This is a genomic window from Agrobacterium sp. LAD9, from assembly GCF_003031125.1.
Taxonomy (GTDB): domain Bacteria; phylum Pseudomonadota; class Alphaproteobacteria; order Rhizobiales; family Rhizobiaceae; genus Agrobacterium; species Agrobacterium radiobacter.
Map to the genome: position 1 here is coordinate 411,745 of NZ_PHGS01000007.1, position 23,759 is coordinate 435,503.

Genomic DNA, 23,759 nt, shown 5'->3' on the forward strand with positions numbered 1-23,759 from the left:
CAACCTGCGCGAAGGGCTTCTGTTTATGTCCGGCCATCATAACCGGGTCGGCTCCGCGATTGCCCGCTGCCCTATCTCAAATCGGGGGTGTGGTCAAACAGACGCTGGTGGGCGCGCAGTGCATAACTGTCGGTCATGCCGGCCAGATAGTCGCCCACATGCCGGGCTTTTGCGGCCACGCTCATGCCGGAAATGCTGTCCACCCAGTAGTGGCTCTGCATTTCCGCCGGCGTTTCCATATAACGGTGGAAAAGATCGGTAACGATCTGTGTCGCGCCGGCGCGGATGCGCATGATTTCCGGATGCCGGTAGATATGGCCAAACAGCAGCTTCTTGATCTGCCGGTCGGTCTCGGCCATCTCAGGCGAAAAGGTCGCAACGGTGAAATCGGCGGCGCGGATATCGGCGGCGCTTCGCGGTTTCAGGCGGGCAAGATTCTGCTGCGCCACACCGATCACATCCTCGACCATGTGGGTGATCTGCCGGCGCATGATCTCATTGGCGAAACGCTCCTTGTCGAGCACGGGATATTTCGCCCGCACCTGCGCCATCAGTCCACTGAGGAAAGGCACCTCCTCCAGCATCTCGAAGGTGAGATAACCGGCGCGCAGGCCGTCATCGATGTCGTGGGTATTATAGGCGATGTCATCGGCAATCGCCGCCACCTGCGCCTCGAGGCTCGCATAGCTGCCGATTTCCAGATCCTGCAGCTCGCAATATTCGAGGATGGGCAGCGGAACCGGTCCCTTGATCCCCTCGCCCTTGGCATTGACCAGCGGGCCGTTGTGCTTGACGAGACCCTCGAGCGTTTCCCATGTGAGGTTGATACCGTTATATTCGGCGTAGCGGCGCTCCAGCTTGGTGACGATGCGCAGCGATTGCGCATTGTGGTCGAAACCGCCATAGGGCAACAGCACGGCATCCAGCGCGTCTTCGCCGGTATGACCGAAAGGCGTGTGGCCGAAATCATGCACCAGCGCCACGCCCTCAGCCAGATCCTCGTCCAGCTTCAGCGCGCGGGCAAGCGCTCGCGCAATCTGCGCGACTTCGATGGTGTGGGTGAGACGCGTGCGATAATGGTCGCCGTCAGGGCTGATGAAGACCTGCGTCTTGTGCTTCAGGCGGCGAAAAGCTGTCGTGTGGACGATGCGGTCACGGTCGCGCTGGAATTCGGAACGCGTCAGGCTTCCCTCTTCCGGAAAAAGACGTCCGCGCGTGGTCCATGGATCAGAGGCGAAAACCGCCCTCTCGCCGCTTCCGAAACCCAATGCGCGCTGGTCTATGATCATGCATCCACCTGTTGTCTTCTCTGGCCGGCACTTCCTTTGGTCTCGGCCATTGACCTTTTCATTCACCCTTCATACCTATCGCAGAGGTCAGCGCAAAGCATCATCGCCGCGCTGACCGCCTTCACACAGGCTATAGACCGGTAATTTGACCGGTTTATAATGGTGACAACGAGATTATTGCTCTCCGGTTCTTGACCCCGGCAGGAGAAACGACATGGAAAACAGCGACATTACCCTTTCGGAAGCAGCGGCGAAGCGAATCGCCCAGATCGTCGCGGCCGACGCCGGCAAACAGGCGCTGCGCGTCTCGGTGGAAGGCGGCGGCTGCTCGGGCTTCTCCTACAAGTTCGATCTGGCCGAAGACAAAGCCGATGACGACATCGTGATCGCCCGCGGCGACGCCAAGGTGCTGATCGACAGCCTGTCGGTTGTCTATATGGCCGGCTCCGAAATCGACTTCGTCGACAATCTGCTCGGGCAATCCTTCCAGATCAAGAACCCCAACGCGGTGGCAAGCTGCGGCTGTGGCACGAGCTTCTCGATTTGAGTTGGAAATACCGGCGCGCAATCCGCATTCCAGCCACCAAGCTTTGAAGTAACTCGCCTCTCTCCTCCCCTCATTCCTGTGCCTGTCACAGGAGGCCGATCGACGCGCGTCTGCGCGGCGGGAAGGACTCCTTTCAGCCCAAGGACTTGGCTGGCTGGATTCATGTGCCAAGCACAGGAATGAGGGAGGAGAAAAGGCAGTGATCCCGCCCGCCCGGCGTCTTTCCACCACATCCGCACGGCCATTTTCCAAAAACGGTGGCAATCGATTTTGCATCGGGTAAAAGTACCCTCACAAAAGGGAAACTCCGATGAAGATTGCCACCTGGAACATCAATGGCGTCAAGGCGCGTATCGAAAACCTCTGCCAGTGGCTGAAGGATTCATCGCCTGATATCGTCTGCCTTCAGGAAATCAAATCGGTCGATGAGGGTTTTCCCCGGCTTGAGCTGGAAGCCCTCGGTTATCACGTCGAGACTCACGGCCAGAAGGGCTTCAATGGTGTGGCGCTGCTCTCGAAGGTAAAGCCCGACGAAGTCAATCGCGGCCTGCCGGGCGACGACGCCGACGAACAGGCGCGTTTCATCGAAGGCGTGTTTTCCGTGGAAGGCGGCGCGATCCGCGTCTGCTCGCTCTATCTGCCGAACGGCAATCCGCCTGACGATCCGGTCAAATATCCCTACAAGCTTGCCTGGATGGAGCGGCTGCGGCGTTTTGCCGAAGATCGCCTCGCGCTCGAGGAACCGCTCATTCTGGCGGGCGACTACAACGTCATTCCCGAGCCCTTCGATTGCCACGACCCATGCGTGTGGGAAGGCGACGCATTGTTCCTGCCAAAGACCCGCGCAGCCTTCCGCAAGCTGGAGAATCTGGGCTTCACCGATGCCGCGCGGGCGACGACGGATGAAGCAGGACTTTATTCCTTCTGGGATTATCAGGCCGGCGCATGGCCGAAAAACAACGGCATCCGCATCGATCATCTGATGTTATCGGCGGAAGCTGCCGACAGGCTGCAATCCGTCAGCATCGAAAAACATGTGCGGGCCTGGGAAAAACCGTCCGACCATGTGCCGGTCTGCGGTTATTTCGCGTTCAGTCCTGCCGGCTGACGACCGGCCCTCTTCAGGCGGAAAAAGCCGCCCTGATCGCGATTCTCAATCCGGATCGTTGAACTGCATGTTCTGCGCCATGGCGATTGCCGCGCGGCGATCATTCTCGCCGGCGAGCGAAAAAGCCTGCTCCTGCAGGTTCTGTATCCAGGTGCAGTCCGCCGCCGTGCATTTGTCGAGCGCGGCCGTCATGAAGGCCAGCCCCTGCGTCGTCTGGCCTTCCTGGAAGATCAGGTTGCCGAAGATCGACATGGCGCCGGCATGGCCGTGCTTGCGGGCCTGGTTGAGCCACTTCTTGGCCTGCTGCACATCAGCGCGGCCGCCCTCGCCGGCGAGAATCATCTCCGCCAGACGGAACTGCGCTTCAGCAACACCAAAGGTGGAGGCCACCTGGAAATAAAGCTGGCGGGCCTGCGAAAGGTCCATTTTGACAGGGCTGCCGGGAATGCCGTGACGGTAATAATCGGCGAGAGAAAGCAGCGCATTAACGAAGAAGCCGGTATCTTCCGAACCCGGCTCGACGCCCTGATTGGCGATTTCGCTGTAAATCTTGAAAGCCTCGAAGTCGTTCTTGGCGACGCCGTCGCCATAGGCGTACATATTGGCCAGCGCCCAGCGCGATCCGGTATGACCCTTTTCAGCCGCGTAGCGATAGGCCTCGACGGCTTCACCCTTGTTACCGTTCTTGTAGGCTTTGAAGCCGAACTTGAACAGGTCGAAGGGGCCGGATTCCTTGGTCACGCCCGCATTGATGTCAAAAGCCGCAGCAGGCATTGCGAGCGACGCAAGCAACATGCCCATGAGGAGCGGCTTTAAAACGTTGGCTTCACATTTCAGCATTTCAGCGAACTTCTCTCACTCTTCCCGGCATATAGCCAATACTTGCGGAATACTGCAAAGCCGAACCCGCCGGGTCGCGATTTTTCGAACACACTGCGTCTTTCCGGCAGCACTTTCCAGCGCACCACCGGTGGTCATCTGCGGCAATTGCCCTCATTTTCCAGTGAGACAGATATAGGCATAATTTCCGGCAATATAACGGCATTTCACCGTCCACCGGTCAGCGCCAAACAAGAAAGCCGGACCAAATTCCCGTATTACTTGCTTAAACCCTGAATCCAAACCCGTTTTCACTTTCCGGCCTTGCGCACCACCACATCAAACGCCTGCATGTTCTTTCATTCCCGCGTCCCTAAACATAAGCCAAGCACCCTGTTTGTGGCGGGAAATGGACAGATATGCTCACATTCCAACGCGACCACACGCTTGCAGAAAAGTGTTGCCAAATCGTCACAAAACTTTCGGGCTAGAAAATTTTATCGAGCAGGAATCATAGTCGCGCATGAAAAAAGGCCCGGTTGGTAAACCGGACCTTTATTTTAGCATCTGCGGAAGGATGGTGTCAGAACTTGACCTTCACGCCGGTCGAGATTGCTGCGACGAGGTCGCTGCCGAAGCTGTAACCAGCCTCGTCGCCGCAGGTCGCCGTGCCGATGTTGCTGCAGCGGCCGCCGCGGATCGAGGATTCACCCGATGTCAGCAGGCCGAGAGCGCCGGCAATCTTGAACTCGACGTTCGGAGTGGGCGAATAAACGAGCTGGGTGCCAACCATCCAGGTATCGGTCTGCGTACCGATAACCGTCGATGTGCCGCGATCCCAGGTCAGGCTGACAGCGCCGCTCCACTGGTCGTTGAACTTGTGGCCAATACCACCGGTAACCGTCCAGCCGTCGCGATAATAAAGGTCAAGCGTCGTGAGCGAGGTGACACCCGCAATACAGGTCGGCACGCCAACCTGGCAGAAAGGCACGACCTGAATTTGGCTCCAGTCCGTCCACTTTACCGAGCCGAAGGCAAGCCAGTTCGGCGCGATACCGGATTGCACCTTCAGTTCCAGGCTATCAGGCATGGAAACCGAGCCATAGACGGGAGTGACCTTGCCGCCGTAAGCGATTAGGGCCGGACTGCCAGCAGCCGGAAGGCTTCTGAGGTCGACCGTACCGTTCAGATCGTGATCGACGGCACTGTTATAAACGAGGCTCGTGCGGAAAGCGATTTCCGGAATCTCATAGGCGATACCTGCGCGCCATCCCCAGCCGTCGCCTTCCATATCAAGCTTTCCGACACCGGAAAACAGGGAAGGATAAGCCGGGCCAAGCGCCGTCGGGGATACGACCTGACGGTATTTGTAACCGCTGATCTCCTGATAGAAGCCGCCGCCGATGATCGAGAAGTCACCCTTGCCAAGATCGAACTTCACCCGGCAGGTGGTGGCGTAATTGTGCGACTTGACCTTGGTTTCGATATTGTAGCTCGATCCCTGCCAAATGCCGGGGTTCAGATCCGCGCCCCAGGGCTGCGAATAATCGAACATGCAGTCGCCGAAATCGCCGATTGCCGCCTTGGCGCCAACGCGCGTCGACCAGTAGTTTTCAGAATCGTCGGCCGTGGTGGACCAAGAGCCAGGCAGCGGACCACCGCTCTTCAGCGGATTGTCCCGCGCATTCTCCACCTTGCGCTGCGGCGCGACAAAGGTCGCGGAACTGTCGAGAACGTAATCGGACGGATCGAACAGCAGGTCGATATTGTAACCACCGCGCTCAAGGCCACCTGCCAGTGAGGGCGTTACCGCCGCGATGCTGACTGCGAAACATACCGCGCCGCGAAAAATTGCAGTTTTTGCCATCTCTCTCCCCAATCAAGGCAATGTGATCATCAAAAGAGTGAAGCGCTTCGCAGCAAATGACAATCTGCCGCACACTGGCACAGTTCTGCGACACTTCTCCATTTTTTACGTAAGAATTTGATGTCGATCCCCTTGCATAGTCATTTTAGGTTATTTTTCTAATCCAATTGAAGCAATCCGACATAAAATGAAACAAATTCCCACTTGAGATGGGAATTGTCTCCAAATAACCACACTCACGGGTTTCCCGAGGAAACGCGCTTATCAGGCCGTTTTTGTTGGCTTTTTTAACTGTTCGGACAATTTCTGGCTGAAAATGGCGTGAAATAATCGCGCTTTCGAGCGCGCATGATTCGCCATTGCAGTGCAGCAATCAATCGAGACGACTTGTTATACCAAAGCAAAAAAACGCCCCGTTTCAAACGGGGCGTTTTTGTTTCTCCAAAGCCGTAAGCGGTATTACCCCGCTTCGCTGACCCGTGTGAGCGCCGTTCTCAGGCTTGCAAGCTGCACTTCCAGCTCGGCCTTGCGCTCGCGCTCGGCGGCAACCACTTCCGGATCGGCATTGGCCACGAATTTTTCGTTCGACAGCTTTTTGTCGATGCGTTCCATTTCCGCATCCACCTTGCCGATCGCCTTTTCGAGACGGGTCTGCTCAGCCGCGAGATCAACGAGGTTGCCGAGCGGCAGGCATACCGTCGCCTCGCCGACGATGATCTGCGCGGAACCCTTCGGCGCAACCTCGGCGGCACGGATTTCATCCGCCCGCGCCAGACGCCGGATGGCGGCGGCGTGGCGGTCGAGCCGTGCTTCGGTGGAGGTATTGGCGCCGACGACCACAAGCGACGCGGTGGCGCCCGGCGGCACGTTCATTTCGGCGCGCGCGGAGCGGATGCCGGAAACGAGATCGATCAGCCAGTTGATTTCCGCAGCTGCGGCATCATCGCGAAACTCCGGCGTCGGCCAGTCGGTGAGGCACAGCAGATCATCCCGCTCCTCGCCCTCGCCCGCCGTGTGCGCCCACAGCTCTTCGGTCATGAAGGGCATGAAGGGATGCAGGAGCTTGTAGATTTCTTCCAGAACATAGGCCGCACAGGCCTGGGATTCCCGCTTCGCCTTTTCGTCTTCGCCGCTGAAGACAGGCTTCAGCAGTTCCAGATACCAGTCGCAGAACTGGTTCCAGACGAAGCGATAGAGAATGCCTGACGCATCGTTGAAGCGGAAATTCTCAAGCGCCGCCGTCACGTCGCGCGCCGTATTGGCAAGCTCGGTCAGGATCCAGCGGTTGATGGTCAGCGACGCGGTTTCAGCCAAAAAGTGCGAATCGCGCTTGACGCCATTCATCTCGGCAAAGCGCGTGGCGTTCCAGAGCTTGGTGCCGAAATTGCGGTAACCGGCGATACGTGCCGGATCGAGCTTCACGTCGCGACCCTGCGCCGCCATGATGGCCAGCGTGAAACGCAGCGCATCCGCGCCGTATTCGTCGATCAGTTCCAGCGGGTCGATGACGTTGCCCTTGGACTTCGACATCTTCTGGCCGTTCTTGTCGCGAACCAGTGCGTGAATATAGACCGTGCTGAAAGGCTCGACCGGATTGCCGGCGTCGTCCTTCATGAAATGCAGGCCCATCTGCATCATTCGCACCACCCAGAAGGGGATGATGTCGAAGCCCGTGACCAGCACGTTGGTCGGGTAATAACGCGCCAGTTCCGGCGTCTGTTCGGGCCAGCCGAGCGTCGAGAACGGCCAGAGCGCCGACGAGAACCAGGTGTCGAGCACGTCTTCGTCGCGCGTCAGGATTTCGCCCGGCGCGAAGTTCTCGAGCTTCTCTTCGACCCAGGCCTTCCACGGACCTTCATGGGCGATATAGTGCTGGATGGCGGCCTGCAGGGCCTCTTCTTCGGTCTTCTCAACAAAGACCTGCCCGTCCGGGCCATACCATGCGGGAATCTGGTGTCCCCACCACAATTGCCGCGAGATGCACCACGGCTGGATATTCTCCATCCACTGGAAGTAAGTGTTTTCCCAGTTCTTCGGCACAAAATTGGTGCGGCCTTCGCGAACCGAGGCAATCGCCGGCTGCGCCAGCGTCTTGTTGTCCACCCACCACTGGTCGGTCAGGCGCGGCTCGATCGGCACGCCGCCGCGGTCGCCATGCGGCACCACATGCTTGTGCGGCTCGATCTTGTCGAGCAGCCCGGCCTCTTCGAAGATTTCAACGATGATCTTGCGCGCGGTAAAGCGATCCTGTCCTTCCAGACGATCCCATGCGCCGTGGAGCGCAGCGGGATGGCTGAGGCCTTCGAGGAAATCCTCGTTCTCCTTGATGGTGATCGTGCCGTCGATATTCATGACATTGATGGCGCGCAGGCTGCAGCGCTTGCCGACTTCGAAATCGTTGAAGTCATGCGCAGGCGTAATCTTCACGGCGCCCGTGCCGGCGGTCGGATCGGCATAGTCATCGGCAACGATCGGGACCTTGCGGCCGACGATCGGCAGGATGACGTGCTTGCCGACAATGCCCTTGTAACGCTCATCCTCAGGGTTCACCGCAATACCGGTATCGCCAAGCATCGTTTCCGGACGCGTCGTGGCGACGACGATATAATCGCGGGTCTCGAACTCGGTGGGCTTGCCCTCCTCATCGAAAGCGATCGGATACTGATAGGTAACGCCCTTTTCGAGCGGGTAGCGCAGGTGCCAGAGATTGCCCTTGACCTCGATCTGCTCGACCTCCATGTCGGAAATCGCGGTCAGCAGCTTCGGGTCCCAGTTGACCAGACGCTTGTCCTTATAGATCAGGCCCTGCTTGTAGAGCGTGACGAAAACTTCGAGTACAGCCTCGGAGAGACCTTCATCCATGGTGAAGCGCTCACGCGACCAGTCGCAGGATGCGCCAAGGCGTTTCAGCTGGTTGAAGATCAGACCGCCGGATTCGGCCTTCCATTCCCAGACCTTCTCCACGAAAGCCTCGCGGCCCATCTCGCGGCGGCCCGGAAGCTGGCTTTCCATCAGCTTGCGCTCGACGACCATCTGCGTGGCGATGCCGGCATGGTCCATGCCCGGCTGCCACAGCACGTCCTTGCCGCGCATACGCTCGAAGCGGACCAGAATATCCTGCAGCGTGTTATTGAGCGCGTGGCCCATATGCAGGGAGCCGGTCACATTCGGCGGCGGGATGACGATGGTGAAGGTTTCCGCGCCCGGCTTGGCGTTGGCGCCGGCACGAAAAGCATTAGCCTCGTCCCAGGCTTTGGCGATCTTCGGTTCGACGGATGCGGAATCGTAGGTCTTTTCGAGCATTTCCTGACCTGAATTTTAGAGTTCTTGTGTGGATTTTTTTAAATAAGGATGGACGGGAGAGAGTCAACAGAAACCCGCCCGCGAGCCAACCATTGAGCGGACCCACGGGTGACTATGACCCCATAACACCTTCATCTTCAACAAAAAAGCCGCCCCGTTGCCGGAGCGGCCGTTGTTTCATCGCATCATCAGCAATTGCAGATGCGACAAGAGCGGGACTTAGCGGCGCGAACCGCGCGCCACGCGCTCGATTTCCTCGCGCACGAGACGCTCCACCAGCGTCGGCAGATTGTCTTCCAGCCAGTCCTGCAGCATCGGGCGCAGCATCTCGGCGGCCATATCCTCGATCGAGCGCCGCTCGACACCGTCGAAAACCTCCGCCAGCTCGCTGAAGGAACGGGCGATCTGCGCACCGGCAGCGGCGGAAAGCAGATTGAGCGACAGGCCGCCCTCAACATCCGCCTCGTCTTTTGCCTCCACCTCGGCCAGATCGAATGTCGGCGTCTCAACGACAGGGTTCAGCACCGTGATGTCGAAACGCTCCGCTGTCAGCGGCGTTTCAATAGCACCGCGCAGGGTAAGCTGATCGAAACGGCTTTCGGCCGAAGGCGCGCTTTCGACGGCGGCAGCGGCGGCGCGATCCTCAGCGGCAAAAGATGCCGGCTGCTCGTTCACACCTGCGGCCGCCACGGCTGCCATCAGCGGCCGAACATCCGTCGGACGCTGCGGCGCGGCGCGGTCGGAAGACGATACGGACGAAGGCTGCGATACATTCGGGGCGGCTGCGGCCGGCAACCCGGTCTCGGCCGCGCCACGCTGCGCCTGCGCGGCGAAAGCCTGCGGTCCCATGGCGGCGTTACGGTCGGCGGCAGCACGCACACGGGCGGCGACATCGGCAAGCGACATGGTCTTCTCGGCAGAGCTTTCCTGCCGTTCAGCCATGGGCCCTTCAGAAATCGGCGAAAAATCCTGCGCAGGCCGTGCGCCAAAAGCCTGGTTTGCAGCGGGGGGAACGCGTGCCGGCGGGCTGATGGGCTCCGCCACGAAAGCTGTTTCGCTTGCAGCCTCGTCTTCATCGTCATAGACCGGCGGCAACTGCCCGGAAAACGCGCCGGTGGGTCCGGTCTCGTTGCTTTCGATGATCCGGCGGATAGACGCCAGAATCTCTTCCATGGACGGTTCACGCGCTACGCTTGGCTGAGCCATATCAATCCCCGGTTTCCACTCTTCGAGCGCCTTACCGCATCCCACGGACATCGGATGAAGGGCTCCTTGACCTGTTCAATTCGCACATCGCGTTTCCGACAACCAAAATCGATCGTCACACCGATGCTCTGAAACATGGTCGGCCAAAGCGCTTGAGCAATTTTGCCGTCCCTGTCGCAGGATCATGCGGGGCAGAAATACGCACACCCCGAATCACCCTTAGTTTAGGTCAGCATAGCGAGGAACTAAATCACTGATTCGACAAGTTTCGTGATGATGCACAGCTTTGTGAGAGCGGCCGGGAGGAAGCGCTCTTCCGGCAAACCAAACGCAAAAACGCCGGGGCGGAAAGTCCACCCCGGCGTCAAAAAGACGATGATCGTTTGCCGATCAGAAAACGAATTCGGCCGCCTTGGCAAAACCCGGCACCGGCTTGACCGACGCATTGAAGAAGGTAGCGGCCGATGTGCCGTTACCGTCGCGGCGATAGACTGTGGCCTTCGCGGCTCCGCCATATCCGACAACGACAACCAGACGTCCGCCGTCGCGGAGCTGATCGATCAACGCCGCCGGCACTTCTTCCACCGAGCCATTGATGAAAATGAGGTCATAGGGCGCTTCGCCCGCATAGCCCTTTTCGAGATCGCCGGTCACGACGGCAACATTGTCATATCCGAGCGAAGCCAGCGTCTCGGTCGCCTGTGCGGCCAGCGCCTCATCGCTTTCGAGCGAAACCACCGAACCGGCAAGCTGGGAAAGAATGGCAGCCGCATAACCTGCACCACCGCCGACTTCCAGGACGACGTCTTCCTTCGATACGGCCGAAAGCTGCAGCAGCTTCGCCAGCGGCGAAGTCTTCATGACATAACGGGCCGGGCGGCCGTCGCGGGCGGGACAGATCTGCAGGTCCTCGTCCACATAGGCAATCTGCCGCACGCCCGCCGGCACGAAAGCCTCGCGCGGCACGCTCAAAAACGCCTTCAGCACGGAATGCGACGTCACGTCGGTCGTGCGCAACTGGCTGTCGACCATATTGGCGCGTGCGGTTTCGAAATCCATCATGTCCTTATCGCCTCAATTTCACGGATAGGGGCCAAAAACCAGCCCAAGTCGGAAGATGCAGCCGACCGTTAAAACAATCTCATAATTGCCAGAGGCTGCGCTTTCAAGCGCGCTCATTGGCTGGGGTCCTAAAAAGCACCGGAGGGTGATGCAAATTTCCCGCGATTGGCGTGAATCGCATCGTCAGGAAGCAGGAATATCCGGCATAATCCACCAGAAAAGCTGAACGAGATCGCTCCAAAGCTGCGTCAGGTCCTCGATCATCTGGATTGTCGTCACATAGGCATAGATCGCCAAGACAGTCACGACACCGAGGAGCAGCCATGGCCAGAGCCTTCGCTTCCTGCCGTTGCCCACCTTGTCCTGCCGATCCTGATCCACGCTCTCCTCCTGCATTCTGGCCAAAAAAACAGCGCGCATGCGCGTCATCTACGGGTCGCAGATCTGATGTAATGCCGATGGTGGAGAAATTTGGAGGCCTCGCCCGGAATTGAACCGGGGTACAAGGATTTGCAGTCCTCTGCGTCACCACTCCGCCACGAGGCCTCACACGCTCATCAATCAAGCGATGGCGGGCATTTAGAACGAATCCATTATGGGCGCAAGAGGGTTCGTTCCGAATGTAGTGTTTTTTCGGATAGGACCGGCACGCAGCAAAGGTGGGTCACCTAAGCGCTTAAGATTCCGAAGCTTTTTGTATCTGCTTCATATCTCAGAAGAAAACAAAGCCCGCATCCGGCGCGTTTGCGCCGTCGCGGGCAATGCTGCATCTTATATGCCGATCGGTCAGATCCGTCCAAGCAGGACCAGGATCAAGACGATGACCAAAACCAGTCCGAGACCACCCGAAGGGCCGTAGCCGTAATTGTGGTAACCCCAGCTGGGCAGCGCGCCGATCAGGAAAAGAATGAGCAGGATGACGAGGATGGTGCCGAGCATGTGTAACCCTCCACTGTTGGCATGTGTCTGCCTGATTGAATGATGAAACGCGCAAAAAGTTCCCTTTCCTGCAGGTCCGGCAGCATAATTGCAGGCAGGCATCCTGTTCCGTTTCAACGGGTTACACCGGCAGTTCAAGAATGCGGCCCTTGCTCCCGTCTCCTGAAGTAATTCTCTGGCTAATTATATCGCGACGGGAAGCTCCCGATGCGAATGACAGGCCTGCCTTCAGGCGCATCGACCAAACCAGCGATTTATTCGTGGTAATTTCTCGGCCTATGTCTATCGGCAGTTGTCCGTCATATTAGCGCCAGTCCCCCGTACCCTGAAACTGGCGGGAGACGGAGAGATCTGGCATCACTGGCAGTGCGCCAGATCTCTCCGCCCCTCCCCATGGCCCTCAAATTCTCCTTTGCAGGCACACGGATATTTTACCGGCCGTGTCACGCCTTTGCCTTGCCTTGCCGGTTTCACTCCGGCTAGACCCCGTGCCGGGAGGGAGAAACGAGAATCATATGTCCGGTTTTGCGAACCTCATCCCGCTTTTCATCTTTGGCCTGCTCGTCTATTTTTTCTTTCGCTGGGTCGCGCGCGACATTCAGAATCCGAAAAGCAAATAGTCGGGGAAATCCTCTCCGGCCCCTTGCCCGCCGGGAACCGCCGCGCCTCCATCTCGTTTTCACAGACGCACTTCGGAGGACAGGATGAAAACGCTCGCATCATCGGCCACTATCGCGCTTGCACTGGCACTTGCCGGATGCACCGCCGGCCCGACCGCTTATGTAGGCCCCGCGCCCTATGTCGAACCCATCCCCGGCAGCATCATCTACAGGGGCCAGCCGCGCACCAAGCTGACGAAATCGCCGATCGGCAGTACCTTCAGCCATGAATTCCGCATCGACGGCAGCACAAGGGCGGTGGAAACCTATCGCATTGCGCCCGACCGCTCGCTGGAACTCATCGACCGGCGCATCATTCGCGACTGGCTGTTCGGGCGCGACGACTGACCGCACCGCAACCGGCAGAAACGCCCCCGCAACGGGATTGCGCATCCTGACCGCTTCGTTTAGAGCCGGGCGCAACAATCACTATGGATAAGCGATGAATACGCGCTGGCAAAAACCCGTCCTGATCGCGTTCGAAACGCCGGGCGATTACACGAGCATCGAAACCACGCAGGCTGCCTCCTGGGCGCTGATCGAGGACTGGCCGATAGAAGACGGCGATGCGCTGGACAAGGCGCTGCTGATCTGCGCCGCCGTCGATGCCGGGCGGAAAAAACCCGAGGACGCACGCAAGGCCTTCATCGCAGCCGCAATCGAAGCGGGTCTCGATATCAAGGCCTGACGGCGGAATACCTGGGGGCCGCAGACTATAAATGTCGCCTGCAACGCTGCGTTTTCAACAAAACAGGTTCGATGGATCGCAACAGATGGAAGCTTCCGGAAACATGAAAAAAGCCCTGTTCATTTTTCTCCTCTCCTGCCTGGCGATCGGCCTTCTTGGTCACCTCGTGGTCGCCTTTGTCGTCACAGGCTGAAGCGCGAAAATGCCCTCCGTCGGAAGGCGAGAGGCTGGATTTTAGAATTTCCTGAATTTCATTCTTTCGTTATGGAACCGCGATAAACTTTGACCGTTCTCTTTTCAATCAACAGGAGGAGGGTTGGAATGCGTGACGGATTGAACGGTTTTCTCGAAATCTCGATGATCGGCTTCGTGGTCGCAAGCTGCCTTTTCATGGTCAACCTGCCGATTTGACCCGCCTCAAAAATTTATCTCTGACAGAACCGGCAACTTGACGTTCCGGCATAAAAAATGCGGCCTTTTCGGCCGCATTTCTGTTTCAACAAATCATCACATCAGGCAGAAAGCTTGGCCGCCAGCTTGGCGACATGGGCGCCCTGATAACGAGCGGCTTCCAGCTCGATTTCGGAAGGCTGACGCGAACCATCGCCATCGGTGATGGTGGAGGCGCCATAGGGCGAACCGCCCTTGATTTCATCAACGCCCATCTGGCCCTGGAAAGCATAGGGCAGACCGACAACGGCCATGCCGTGGTGCAGGAAGGTCGGGATGAAGCCGAGAATGGTGGATTCCTGGCCGCCATGCTGCGTTGCGGACGACGTGAAGGCCGAGCCGATCTTGCCTACCAGCTTGCCACTGAACCACAGGCTACCCGTCTGGTCCCAGAAATTGCGCATCTGCGAGGCAACCGTGCCGAAACGCGTACCGGCGCCGACGATGATGGCGTCGTATTCGGCGAGCTCGTCGACCGTTGCGATCGGCGCTGCCTGATCGAGCTTGAAATGCGAGGCCTTGGCGACTTCTTCCGGCACCAGTTCCGGAACGCGCTTCACGACGACATCGGCGCCCGCCGATTTTGCGCCTTCGGCGACAGCATAGGCCATCGTTTCAATATGACCGTAAGAAGAATAATAGAGTACAAGAACCTTCGTCATTCTCTTCGTTTCCTTTGTTGTAACTGTTTCCGGCGTACCGGCGATAAGCTTCTTCAAAAATTCAATGATCATCGGCGTTGACCCGTCAAATGTATGTGAAGGAAACCTAGCCGACAGGCCCTTATCCCGCCAGCCGGGGATTGGCATACGCACTGTTCACGATGAGTGAACGGAAAACCGGAACGTCAACCATTTACAAAAAGACATTTCTTCAAAAGCACTTTGCATTCCCTGGTCGCGGGGCTAACGTCTGACAAAACAGATGACGAGTGCAACCATGTCCAATCCCTCCTCCGCCCAATCCGTTGTTACCGCCGCCATGCTTGCCATCGGCGACGAACTGCTCTCGGGCCGCACCAAGGACAAGAATATCGGGCACCTCGCGGATGTGCTCACCATGTCCGGAATTGACCTGAAGGAAGTGCGCATCGTCGCCGACGAGGAGGAAGCGATCGTGGAAGCGCTGAACGCGCTGCGCAGCCGCTTTGATTATGTCTTCACATCAGGCGGCATCGGTCCGACCCATGACGACATCACCGCGGATGCGGTATCTGCGGCATTCGGCCTGCCCTGCGAACACGATGCCGAGGCGCTGCGCCTGCTCGGTGACATGTATCGCGTCCGCGAGATGGAATTCACCGAGGCGCGCAAGCGCATGGCGCGCATGCCGAGAGGTGCGACCCATATCGCCAACCCCGTTTCCGTCGCCCCCGGCTTCGTCATCGGCAATGTCTACGTCATGGCCGGCGTGCCGCAGGTGTTCCAGGCCATGCTCGACAATGTCATGCCGACGCTGCGCACCGGCGCGAAAGTCATGTCGCAGGCGGTGCGTTCGCCCTATGGCGAAGGTGATATCGGCACGCCGCTGACGGCCATCCAGAAGGAGCACCCCGAAACCAGCATCGGCTCCTATCCGAAATATGACGGGCAGCGTTTTTCGACCGAGATCGTCGTGCGCGCCCGCGACGCCGGCGTGCTGAAGGCGGCAACCGAAGCGGTTGCGGCCATGATCGAAACCATCAGCCAGGAAAAAAGACTGGCGGCAAGCCAGGGCGACGCAACCGCCTGAAACGGAAAAGGCCTGAGACGAAAAGGTTTGACCAAAATCAAGGTGGCCATCGGCGAAGACGGCCACTCTCCCCCTAGAAACTAGATGTCACCGAGGAGAGAGAAATGGGTTACAAAACGATATTGGCAGTGGTCGACAATGTTGCGAACACGCAAAAGCTCGGCGAATTCGTGGTGAGCCTTGCCGACCAGTTTTCCTCGCATGTGATTGGCCTGCACATGGAAACGCTGGCCGCCGTTCCGCTCGTCGCGCCGATGGAAATTCCCGATCCCGCCACCGTGCAGGCGCTGCAGGATGTGGCACACAAGGAAACCACCGACGTGGGAACCGCCTTCGAGCACACCCTGTCCGCCAATGGCATCTCGCATGAATGGCGCAGCTTCGTCACCTCGGTGGGTTACGCCTCCGCATCGGCGATCGACAGCGCGCGCTGCGCCGATCTCATCGTCGCCCGCCAGAGCAACTCCTCTGCACTTTCAGACAGCCGCTCAGATATTGACGGTTTCCTTTATGAAAGCGGCCGCCCCGTTCTCCTCGTGCCGCATGTGCTGACCGTTGCGAAACCCATCAAGCGCGTCCTGATCGCATGGAACGGCTCGCGCGAGGCAACCCGCGCCACCTTCGACGCCCTGCCCTTCCTGAAGGCCGCAGACAGTGTCGAGATTTTCTCCGTCGATCAGGCCGAAAGCGAAACCCAGTCTTCCGGCCTTGCCGGCGCGGAACTGGCCGCAACCCTCGCCCGCCACGGCGTCAATGTCACCGTCACCTCGCAGGAAAAGATCGCAGGGATCTCGCCGCAGGCCGCCATCGAGAACCGCCTGTCGGACAACAGCATCGACCTTCTGGTCATGGGCGCTTATGGCCATTCCCGCTGGTGGGAGCTGCTGTTCGGCGGCGTGACGCGCACCCTGCTCGATTCCATGACCGCAATGACGCTGCTGTCGCGTTAAAAATGGATGCGGCGCAAACAGCGCCGCAAGCTCCCTCGGCGTCCCGCATGGAGCGAGCGACTACCGCTTGTTTCTTCTCCCCGCCGGGGAGAAGTCCGGGGCAGCGGGATGAGGTGGTAAGGGTAGAGATATTCGGCAACGTCCCCCCATCGGGCCACCTTTTCCCCGGCGGGGAGAAGAAACAAGGCGCGATCTCGCAATCAAAACAACGCCTGTTATGCGGAAAGCTTGCCTTTTTGCCGGTCTTGCGGCTATTAGCCAAAGCCATCGACAATTTTGACCAGATGGTAGACGACATGTCCCTTCCCGATAAAGCCTTTCCCGTTTCCTGGGACCAGTTCCACCGCGACGCCCGTGCGCTTGCCTGGCGTCTTGCCGGTCTCGACAAAGAGTTCCGGGCAATCGTCTGTATCACCCGCGGCGGCCTCGTTCCGGCGGCGATCATCTCGCGTGAACTCAACATCCGCATGATCGACACGGTCTGCATCGCCACCCGCCACGATTACGTCAACCAGGGCGACACGGTTCTGCTGAAGGGCGTGGCCCCGGAGCTGATGTCCGACAGCGGCGAAGGCGTGCTCGTCGTCGACGACCTGACCGATACCGGCAAGACCGCGCTTGAAGTGCGCGAAATGCTGCCGAAGGCGCATTTCGCCTGTGTTTACGCCAAGCCGAAGGGCGTGCCGACCATCGACACCTTCGTCACCGAAGTCAGCCAGGATACCTGGATTTATTTTCCCTGGGACATGGGCTTCACCTATCAGGAGCCGATCGCCAAGGGATCACGCGGCTGATTGCCGGCCGCCATTAGAAAATCGGACATGAAAAACCGCCCCGCCGAGGGCGGTTTTTTTTTGGAGAAAAGCCTTCTTTGACGACAGCGGAAAAACACGGAAAAACCGCAGTGTCGCCATTATGCCTCACCCCGGAAATGCGGGGTTTTGCCTTTCCGTTGCGGAAACCAGCCTCGCGCAAGCTTCAAATTTTCCCGCCAAGTCACTGATTTTTCTAATCGCTTTTGCTATCCCCGTTTTCCACAGGCACTTCACACAATATCTTGTGGTTAAAAATGGGTTTCAATCTATGGCTTGACGAATCTGTGCCGCGAGAGGAAAGTGACATTTATGTTGCGGCGGCAACGGACCGGAAAGTAACGAGGCCGGTTCCTCTCCATCTTCAGCGCGCATGTCCAAAGCGGCGTCCCGGCCATGAGGGGGCGGTTCGCCGCAGGCTTTTGCGCGCCTTTCGGAAACCGCCAAAAACATGACGCGGGGACTGGCGGCAGGAAGCTGTTGATACTATATTTAGTATTCCATGACATGCTTGCAGCCGAATAAGCCACGAGATACAGGGATGACATCCAAGGATGAACATCCCTTACAGATCGGCAACAACCGGCTGCGCGAAGGCATCGCACGGCTGGACCGGATTTTTGCGCCCTCCACCGGGCGCCCAATGGACGAGGACAGAAACCATGCGCATTGAACGCCGCTTCACGAAGCCCGGCCAATCGCCTTATGCGGAGATCGACTTCCGCAAGGCCGTCAGTGAAATCAAGAACCCGGATGGATCGATCGTGTTCCGTCTGGCTGACATCGACGTTCCCGCGCAGTTTTCCCAGGTTGCCACCGACGTTCTGGCGCAGAAATATTTCCGCAAGGCCGGCGTGCCGAAGTTCCTGAAGAAGGTCGAGGAAAACGACGTTCCTTCCTTCCTGTGGCGCTCTGTTCCCGATGAAAAGGCGTTGAAGGACGTTCCGGAAGCCGAACGTTTCGGCTCCGAGACCGATGCGCGTCAGGTTTTCGACCGTCTGGCCGGCACCTGGGCCTATTGGGGCTGGAAGGGCAAATATTTCTCGTCCGAAGAAGATGCCCTCGCCTTCCGCGACGAGCTAGCCTACATGCTCGCCACCCAGCGCGTTGCGCCGAATTCCCCGCAATGGTTCAACACCGGCCTGCACTGGGCATATGGCATTGATGGCCCCGGCCAGGGCCATTTCTATGTCGATCCCTTCACCGGCAAGCTGACCAAGTCCAAGTCCGCTTACGAACATCCGCAGCCGCATGCCTGCTTCATCCAGTCCGTCGAAGACGACCTCGTCAACGAAGGCGGCATCATGGATCTGTGGGTGCGTGAAGCGCGCCTGTTCAAATATGGTTCCGGCACCGGCTCCAACTTCTCCTATCTGCGTGGCGAAGGCGAAAAGCTTTCCGGCGGCGGCCGCTCCTCCGGCCTGATGAGCTTCCTCAAGATCGGCGACCGCGCAGCCGGCGCCATCAAGTCCGGCGGCACCACCCGCCGCGCCGCCAAGATGGTCGTTGTCGACGCCGACCATCCCGATATCGAAGCCTATATCGACTGGAAGGTGAACGAGGAGCAGAAGGTTGCTGCTCTCGTGACCGGCTCCAAGATCGTCGCCAAGCACCTGAAGGCGATCATGAAGGCCTGCGTCAATTGCGAGGCCGATAACGGCGATTGCTTCGACCCGGCCAAGAACCCTGCCCTGAAGCGCGAAATCCGCGCCGCCAAAAAGGACATGGTGCCGGAAAACTACGTCAAGCGCGTCATCCAGTTCGCCGAACAGGGTTACAAGGACATCCAGTTCAAGACCTATGACACGGATTGGGATTCGGAAGCCTACCTCACGGTTTCAGGCCAGAACTCCAATAACTCCGTCTCGCTGAAGGATGACTTCCTGCGCGCTGTCGAAAATGACGGCGACTGGAACCTCACCGCCCGCAAGGACGGCAAGGTGATGAAGACGCTGAAGGCCCGCGATCTCTGGGAAAAGATTTCCCATGCCGCCTGGGCATCGGCCGACCCGGGCCTGCACTTCAACACCACCATGAACGACTGGCACACCTCGCCGGCCGAAGGCCCGATCCGCGCTTCGAACCCGTGCTCGGAATACATGTTCCTCGACGACACGGCCTGCAACCTTGCCTCGCTGAACCTCTTGCAGTTCAAGGATCAGGCGACGAAGCGCATCGACATCGCCGACTATGAACATGCCGTCCGCCTGTGGACCGTCGTGCTCGAAGTTTCCGTGATGATGGCGCAGTTCCCGTCGCGCCAGATTGCCGAACGCTCCTATGAATACCGCACGCTCGGTCTCGGTTACGCCAATATCGGCGGCCTGCTGATGTCCTCGGGCATCCCCTATGACAGCGATGAGGGCCGCGCCATTGCCGGTGCACTGACCGCGATCATGACCGGTGTCTCCTACGCAACCTCGGCTGAAATGGCCGGCGAGCTTGGCCCCTTCCCGAGCTTTGCGCCGAACCGCGACAACATGCTGCGCGTCATTCGCAACCACCGCCGCGCCGCCCATGGCCTGTCGGATGGTTATGAGGGCCTGTCGGTCAACCCCGTCGCACTCATCCACGCCGATTGCACGGATCAGGACCTCATCGCCCACGCCACTGCCGCCTGGGACAAGGCGCTGGCGCTTGGCGAACAGCATGGTTACCGCAACGCCCAGACCACCGTTATTGCGCCGACCGGCACGATCGGCCTCGTGATGGATTGCGACACGACCGGCATCGAGCCCGACTTCGCGCTGGTGAAGTTCAAGAAGCTCGCCGGCGGCGGTTACTTCAAGATCATCAACCGCGCGGTTCCGGATGCCCTGCGTTCGCTCGGTTATTCCGAAAGCCAGATCGCCGAGATCGAGGCCTATGCCGTCGGCCATGGCAATCTCAATCAGGCGCCGGCCATCAACCCCTCCACGCTGAAGGCCAAGGGCTTCACCGATGAGAAGATCGAAGCCGTCAACGCTGCGCTGAAGAGCGCCTTCGACATCAAGTTCGTCTTCAACCAGTGGACGCTCGGCGCTGACTTCCTCAAGGAGACGCTCAAGGTTTCCGACGAGCAGCTCTCCGACATGAGCTTCAACCTGCTGGAGCATCTCGGCTTTGCCAAGAAGGACATCGAAGCGGCGAACGTTCACGTCTGCGGCGCGATGACGCTGGAAGGCGCACCGTTCCTTAAAAACGAGCACCTGCCGGTATTCGATTGCGCCAATCCCTGCGGCAAGATCGGCAAGCGTTACCTCTCGGTCGAATCGCACATCCGCATGATGGCGGCGGCACAGCCCTTCATCTCGGGTGCAATCTCCAAAACGATCAACATGCCGAATGATGCGACTGTCGAGGATTGCGGCAGCGCCTACATGCTGTCGTGGAAGCTGGCGCTGAAAGCCAACGCCCTTTACCGCGATGGTTCCAAGCTTTCCCAGCCGCTCAACGCCTCGCTGGTGGAAGATGAGGACGACGAAGATTTCGTCGAGGAGCTGATCCAGCAGCCGCTTGCCCAGCAGGCCGTGACGATCACCGAGAAGATCGTCGAGCGTGTCATCGAGCGTGTCTCGCGCGAGCGTGAAAAGCTGCCGAACCGCCGTCAGGGTTACACCCAGAAGGCAACCGTCGGCGGTCACAAGGTGTATCTGCGCACCGGTGAATTCGGTGACGGCCGCATCGGCGAAATCTTCATCGACATGCACAAGGAAGGCGCCGCTTTCCGTGCGATGATGAACAACTTCGCCATCGCCATCTCGCTCGGCCTGCAATATGGCGTGCCGCTGGAGGAATATGTGGAGGCCTTCACCTTCACCAAGTTCGAACCGGCCGGCATGGTGCAGGGCAACGACGCGATCAAGAACGCCACGTCGATCCTCGACTACGTGTTCCGCGAACTCGCCGTCTCCTATCTCGGCCGCCACGATCTCGCCCATGTCGATACGTCTGACTTCTCCAATACCGCACTCGGCAAGGGTATCCAGGAAGGCAAGACCAATCTGCTCTCCACCGGCTGGACACGCGGTTACAAGCCGACGCTGGTTTCCAGCAACGAAGGCGAACGCGCCGGTTCCGAACCCAAGGGCTCGGCAACGGCAGCCCCTGCCCGCGCGTCGGCCAACGTGACCTCGTTTGCAGGCTCCGCCGCCCGCAAGCTGGAACCGACAGTCGCGATTTCCACCTCGGAAATCGTCTCCTTCAAGCGCGATTATGAAGAGCGCGCCAAGGAACTGGCGGAAGAGATTGCCGAAGAGGTAATCGACGACGTGGTTCAGGAAACCAAGCAGACCGCCACGGCCCTCTTCTCCGACAAGGCCGCCGCCGACGCTGCATCGGCCAAGACGGAAGCCAAGAAGGTGGAAAACGAACGCCGCATGCGCTCGATTGCACAGGGCTATACCGGCAACATGTGCTCGGAATGCCAGAACTTCACGATGGTGCGGAATGGCACTTGCGAGAAGTGCGATACCTGCGGTGCGACGAGCGGCTGCAGCTAAGTAAGGGCAACAAGGTTTCTCAGAACCTGAAATTGGCCAATTGCGCAAATGATGGAAATCCGGACACTGAAAAGTGCCCGGATTTTTCTTTTAGAATGACCATGAAACAAGCACGGGGATCGTCAACGCTGGCATGACCGTGATACCGATGGCCATGACCTGCGACCCGCTACACCGGCGCAGCCAAGAAGCAACGGGGCCTTGAAGCGCCATTAGTCTGACATCGATTGGATCAAGTTGTTGGCGTTCCAGATGCCTTCGCATAAACCGCAACCGCAACGAATGCGGCAATACTGACCATCCCGAGACACGCGTTAAGCGTCAGTGCGAAGCTCAAGCCAAGATTCTCCGTAAGCGCCGCAAAGACGAACGGCGCGCCGGCACCCACCGCAAGCCGAGCGGCTGCCATCTTTCCTGTAATTGCCCCATAGCCTTCGGATCCGAATAGATAGAGCGGCAGGTTTCCCTGTGCGATGCTGTTGATGCCTGAGCCCAGACCAAGGCAGATGGCGAAGGCAACCGCCCCCGGTAGCCAGCTGGCTGTCACCAGCAGGATCAATATGCCCAGCACGATTAAAACAGCGGAAAGCACCGCAAGTGCTGGCGGCGGGAGGCTCTTGCCGAAGATCATGTTGATCAAGCGACTGAGAACCTGAGCCGGACCGAAAAGAGAGCCGATCACGACAGCTGCCGCTCCCAGCCCCATGGTTCCAAGCATCGGCACCATATGGGCGAGGATAGCGGAGAGAGTAAAACCCAGTATCGCGAAAGCGAAGGAGACCAAGATCATCCCACGGCGTCTCGTATGCGAAGGGAGCGCACCCACGACGGTCTCGCGCGCGCGGCTCGTCGTGTCGGCACTCGATCCCGTCTTTCCTGCGCGCATAATCCAGAAGTGAAGCGGCATACAAAGAAAAAGATTAAGTCCCGCGAAGACGAGATAGATCTCCCGCCAATCGAGGTGGACGGCTAACGCAGCCGAGATCGGCCAGAAAATGGTCGATGCGAAACCACCGATGAGAGTGAGATAGGTGATGTTTCGGGACGCCGAACGAGGATTGTTTTCCACCAGAGCCGCAAACGCCGCCTGATATTGCACCATACCGGAGGATATTTCGAGCAGGATGACCGCAGCGGCAAAGATCGCAACCGAGGGCGATAAAGCGCAGAGCGCCAGTGTCAATGCCGCAAGAAACGAACCGATTGTCATCATGGTTGCGGCGCCGATCCGGTCCATCTGCCTACCGATATAGGTTGCCGAAAGACCGCCGATAAAAAGGGATACCGAAAAAACGGCAAACACCTGAGAGAGCGTCAGGCCCAGATCTTTCGCCATGCCGGGCGCAAGGATGCTGAAACTATAATAGAGGGTGCCATAACCCACGATCTGTGTAAGGCCGAGCGCAGAAACGGTGGCCGCAGACGCCCTGAAATCACGCAACGATGTTGCCCTCTTCAGCACGGCCATCGGCAGGGTGGCAGCTGTTGCCACGCTCGACATCCTCCCGGACGGCCGGATGCCCGGCGCAGCAGTCTTCCATCAGGAATTTCACGAGGGACGCCAGAGTATCGTAGCTCGCGCTATAGAGGATCGATCGCGACAGGCGTCGCTGTGAGATCAAACCAGACCGTTCCAGCTCTTTGAGATGGAACGACACATTCGTTGCCGAGACGCCCATGCGCTCGGCGATCACGCCCGCGGCCAATCCTTCAGGTCCCGCGATAACAAGTGCTCGTACGATGGACAGACGGGTCTCCTGCGAGAGAGCCGAAAATGACAGCAGGGCCTGACGCTCATCCATATTTCAACAATCCTTGAATTATTGTATCGATGGATAACGCAGATTA

Annotated in this window: 21 protein-coding genes and 1 tRNA gene; 10 read left to right on the plus strand and 12 right to left on the minus strand. The window is 58.7% G+C overall.

Annotation, left to right across the window (positions count from 1 at the left end):
* Positions 1-71: 71 nt before the first annotated feature.
* On the minus strand, positions 72-1,289 hold the full coding sequence (locus tag DA915_RS08680; protein ID WP_107675615.1) for a deoxyguanosinetriphosphate triphosphohydrolase: 1,218 nt from the start codon (positions 1,287-1,289) through the stop codon (positions 72-74).
* A 214-nt stretch (positions 1,290-1,503) separates the two neighbouring features.
* Here DA915_RS08680 and erpA point away from each other — a divergent pair, with 214 nt between their 5' ends.
* Both erpA and xth read left to right on the plus strand, forming a co-directional pair.
* On the plus strand, positions 1,504-1,836 hold the full coding sequence (erpA, locus tag DA915_RS08685) for an iron-sulfur cluster insertion protein ErpA (RefSeq protein ID WP_003509729.1): 333 nt from the start codon (positions 1,504-1,506) through the stop codon (positions 1,834-1,836).
* A 310-nt stretch (positions 1,837-2,146) separates the two neighbouring features.
* The gene (xth, locus tag DA915_RS08690) at positions 2,147-2,944 is read left to right on the plus strand and encodes an exodeoxyribonuclease III (RefSeq protein ID WP_107675616.1); all 798 of its coding nucleotides are present in this window, start codon (positions 2,147-2,149) and stop codon (positions 2,942-2,944) included.
* Between the two features lie 45 nt (positions 2,945-2,989).
* Here the strand turns inward: xth and exoR are convergent, their stop codons facing one another.
* The 8 genes from exoR to DA915_RS08735 form a co-directional block, all read right to left on the minus strand.
* Complete coding sequence (gene exoR, locus DA915_RS08695) at positions 2,990-3,784, minus strand: exopolysaccharide production regulator ExoR (protein ID WP_003509731.1); 795 nt, start codon at positions 3,782-3,784, stop codon at positions 2,990-2,992.
* Between the two features lie 562 nt (positions 3,785-4,346).
* Entirely contained in the window at positions 4,347-5,630 is a 1,284-nt protein-coding gene (locus DA915_RS08705; protein WP_060724330.1) for an outer membrane protein transport protein, read from the minus strand.
* Between the two features lie 459 nt (positions 5,631-6,089).
* The gene (locus DA915_RS08710) at positions 6,090-8,933 is read right to left on the minus strand and encodes a valine--tRNA ligase (RefSeq protein ID WP_107675617.1); all 2,844 of its coding nucleotides are present in this window, start codon (positions 8,931-8,933) and stop codon (positions 6,090-6,092) included.
* Between the two features lie 219 nt (positions 8,934-9,152).
* A complete protein-coding gene (gene popZ / locus DA915_RS08715; RefSeq protein ID WP_107675618.1) occupies positions 9,153-10,139 on the minus strand; it encodes a cell division protein PopZ in 987 nt (328 codons plus the stop codon).
* A gap of 390 nt (positions 10,140-10,529) precedes the next feature.
* Positions 10,530-11,201, minus strand: coding sequence for a protein-L-isoaspartate O-methyltransferase (locus DA915_RS08720; RefSeq protein WP_020810546.1), 672 nt, complete (start codon positions 11,199-11,201; stop codon positions 10,530-10,532).
* A 183-nt stretch (positions 11,202-11,384) separates the two neighbouring features.
* On the minus strand, positions 11,385-11,630 hold the full coding sequence (locus DA915_RS08725; RefSeq protein WP_192886444.1) for a hypothetical protein: 246 nt from the start codon (positions 11,628-11,630) through the stop codon (positions 11,385-11,387).
* A gap of 43 nt (positions 11,631-11,673) precedes the next feature.
* Positions 11,674-11,747: transfer RNA gene (locus DA915_RS08730), tRNA-Cys, on the minus strand.
* 240 nt (positions 11,748-11,987) lie between these two features.
* Positions 11,988-12,140: a DUF3309 family protein gene (locus tag DA915_RS08735; protein ID WP_003495626.1), complete on the minus strand. Its 153-nt coding sequence runs from the start codon at positions 12,138-12,140 to the stop codon at positions 11,988-11,990.
* Between the two features lie 704 nt (positions 12,141-12,844).
* Between DA915_RS08735 and DA915_RS08745 the strand changes: the two genes are divergently transcribed.
* From DA915_RS08745 to DA915_RS28855, 3 genes are all read left to right on the plus strand, one after another.
* The gene (locus DA915_RS08745) at positions 12,845-13,147 is read left to right on the plus strand and encodes a hypothetical protein (protein WP_107675619.1); all 303 of its coding nucleotides are present in this window, start codon (positions 12,845-12,847) and stop codon (positions 13,145-13,147) included.
* 94 nt (positions 13,148-13,241) lie between these two features.
* Entirely contained in the window at positions 13,242-13,487 is a 246-nt protein-coding gene (locus DA915_RS08750) for a DUF982 domain-containing protein (protein ID WP_003509748.1), read from the plus strand.
* A gap of 31 nt (positions 13,488-13,518) precedes the next feature.
* Entirely contained in the window at positions 13,519-13,680 is a 162-nt protein-coding gene (locus tag DA915_RS28855; protein WP_192886450.1) for a hypothetical protein, read from the plus strand.
* A 319-nt stretch (positions 13,681-13,999) separates the two neighbouring features.
* Here DA915_RS28855 and wrbA read toward each other — a convergent pair whose 3' ends face one another.
* A complete protein-coding gene (gene wrbA, locus DA915_RS08760) occupies positions 14,000-14,599 on the minus strand; it encodes an NAD(P)H:quinone oxidoreductase type IV (protein WP_107675673.1) in 600 nt (199 codons plus the stop codon).
* A gap of 277 nt (positions 14,600-14,876) precedes the next feature.
* On the opposite strand from wrbA, the gene DA915_RS08765 reads away from it, so the two are divergent.
* The 5 genes from DA915_RS08765 to DA915_RS08780 all read left to right on the plus strand — a co-directional run bounded on the left by DA915_RS08765 (position 14,877) and on the right by DA915_RS08780 (position 21,911).
* Entirely contained in the window at positions 14,877-15,668 is a 792-nt protein-coding gene (locus DA915_RS08765; RefSeq protein ID WP_107675674.1) for a competence/damage-inducible protein A, read from the plus strand.
* 104 nt (positions 15,669-15,772) lie between these two features.
* Positions 15,773-16,618 carry a universal stress protein gene (locus DA915_RS08770; RefSeq protein ID WP_003509757.1) on the plus strand — a complete coding sequence of 282 codons (846 nt, stop codon included), beginning with the start codon at positions 15,773-15,775 and terminating at the stop codon, positions 16,616-16,618.
* A gap of 296 nt (positions 16,619-16,914) precedes the next feature.
* The gene (gene gpt / locus DA915_RS08775; RefSeq protein WP_003508098.1) at positions 16,915-17,412 is read left to right on the plus strand and encodes a xanthine phosphoribosyltransferase; all 498 of its coding nucleotides are present in this window, start codon (positions 16,915-16,917) and stop codon (positions 17,410-17,412) included.
* Positions 17,413-17,971: 559 nt separating this feature from the next.
* Positions 17,972-18,103, plus strand: a complete 132-nt coding sequence (locus DA915_RS29395) for a hypothetical protein (RefSeq protein WP_020812850.1) — start codon at positions 17,972-17,974, stop codon at positions 18,101-18,103.
* On the plus strand, positions 18,093-21,911 hold the full coding sequence (locus DA915_RS08780; RefSeq protein ID WP_107675620.1) for a vitamin B12-dependent ribonucleotide reductase: 3,819 nt from the start codon (positions 18,093-18,095) through the stop codon (positions 21,909-21,911). Before DA915_RS29395 ends, DA915_RS08780 begins: the two co-directional genes overlap by 11 nt.
* Before the next feature lie 232 nt (positions 21,912-22,143).
* Here the strand turns inward: DA915_RS08780 and arsK are convergent, their stop codons facing one another.
* Both arsK and DA915_RS08790 read right to left on the minus strand, forming a co-directional pair.
* Positions 22,144-23,379 (minus strand): arsenite efflux MFS transporter ArsK, encoded by a 1,236-nt coding sequence (gene arsK, locus DA915_RS08785; protein ID WP_192886448.1) that lies wholly within the window; start codon positions 23,377-23,379, stop codon positions 22,144-22,146.
* Positions 23,345-23,713 (minus strand): helix-turn-helix transcriptional regulator, encoded by a 369-nt coding sequence (locus DA915_RS08790; RefSeq protein ID WP_020809330.1) that lies wholly within the window; start codon positions 23,711-23,713, stop codon positions 23,345-23,347. Before DA915_RS08790 ends, arsK begins: the two co-directional genes overlap by 35 nt.
* Positions 23,714-23,759 lie beyond the last annotated feature (46 nt).

What these genes read in the sequence shown, in the direction of transcription:
- DA915_RS08770 (WP_003509757.1), top strand. Translation starts at nt 15,773, where the DNA reads ATGGGTTACAAAACGATATTGGCAGTGGTCGACAATGTTGCGAACACG.
- DA915_RS08790 (WP_020809330.1), bottom strand. Translation starts at nt 23,713, where the DNA reads ATGGATGAGCGTCAGGCCCTGCTGTCATTTTCGGCTCTCTCGCAGGAG.
- gpt (WP_003508098.1), top strand. Translation starts at nt 16,915, where the DNA reads ATGTCCCTTCCCGATAAAGCCTTTCCCGTTTCCTGGGACCAGTTCCAC.
- DA915_RS08780 (WP_107675620.1), top strand. Translation starts at nt 18,093, where the DNA reads ATGCGCATTGAACGCCGCTTCACGAAGCCCGGCCAATCGCCTTATGCG.
- wrbA (WP_107675673.1), bottom strand. Translation starts at nt 14,599, where the DNA reads ATGACGAAGGTTCTTGTACTCTATTATTCTTCTTACGGTCATATTGAA.
- DA915_RS28855 (WP_192886450.1), top strand. Translation starts at nt 13,519, where the DNA reads ATGTCGCCTGCAACGCTGCGTTTTCAACAAAACAGGTTCGATGGATCG.
- erpA (WP_003509729.1), top strand. Translation starts at nt 1,504, where the DNA reads ATGGAAAACAGCGACATTACCCTTTCGGAAGCAGCGGCGAAGCGAATC.
- popZ (WP_107675618.1), bottom strand. Translation starts at nt 10,139, where the DNA reads ATGGCTCAGCCAAGCGTAGCGCGTGAACCGTCCATGGAAGAGATTCTG.
- DA915_RS29395 (WP_020812850.1), top strand. Translation starts at nt 17,972, where the DNA reads ATGACATCCAAGGATGAACATCCCTTACAGATCGGCAACAACCGGCTG.
- DA915_RS08745 (WP_107675619.1), top strand. Translation starts at nt 12,845, where the DNA reads ATGAAAACGCTCGCATCATCGGCCACTATCGCGCTTGCACTGGCACTT.
- DA915_RS08725 (WP_192886444.1), bottom strand. Translation starts at nt 11,630, where the DNA reads ATGACGCGCATGCGCGCTGTTTTTTTGGCCAGAATGCAGGAGGAGAGC.
- arsK (WP_192886448.1), bottom strand. Translation starts at nt 23,379, where the DNA reads ATGGCCGTGCTGAAGAGGGCAACATCGTTGCGTGATTTCAGGGCGTCT.
- DA915_RS08720 (WP_020810546.1), bottom strand. Translation starts at nt 11,201, where the DNA reads ATGATGGATTTCGAAACCGCACGCGCCAATATGGTCGACAGCCAGTTG.
- DA915_RS08680 (WP_107675615.1), bottom strand. Translation starts at nt 1,289, where the DNA reads ATGATCATAGACCAGCGCGCATTGGGTTTCGGAAGCGGCGAGAGGGCG.
- DA915_RS08735 (WP_003495626.1), bottom strand. Translation starts at nt 12,140, where the DNA reads ATGCTCGGCACCATCCTCGTCATCCTGCTCATTCTTTTCCTGATCGGC.
- DA915_RS08705 (WP_060724330.1), bottom strand. Translation starts at nt 5,630, where the DNA reads ATGGCAAAAACTGCAATTTTTCGCGGCGCGGTATGTTTCGCAGTCAGC.
- DA915_RS08710 (WP_107675617.1), bottom strand. Translation starts at nt 8,933, where the DNA reads ATGCTCGAAAAGACCTACGATTCCGCATCCGTCGAACCGAAGATCGCC.
- DA915_RS08765 (WP_107675674.1), top strand. Translation starts at nt 14,877, where the DNA reads ATGTCCAATCCCTCCTCCGCCCAATCCGTTGTTACCGCCGCCATGCTT.
- DA915_RS08750 (WP_003509748.1), top strand. Translation starts at nt 13,242, where the DNA reads ATGAATACGCGCTGGCAAAAACCCGTCCTGATCGCGTTCGAAACGCCG.
- exoR (WP_003509731.1), bottom strand. Translation starts at nt 3,784, where the DNA reads ATGCTGAAATGTGAAGCCAACGTTTTAAAGCCGCTCCTCATGGGCATG.
- xth (WP_107675616.1), top strand. Translation starts at nt 2,147, where the DNA reads ATGAAGATTGCCACCTGGAACATCAATGGCGTCAAGGCGCGTATCGAA.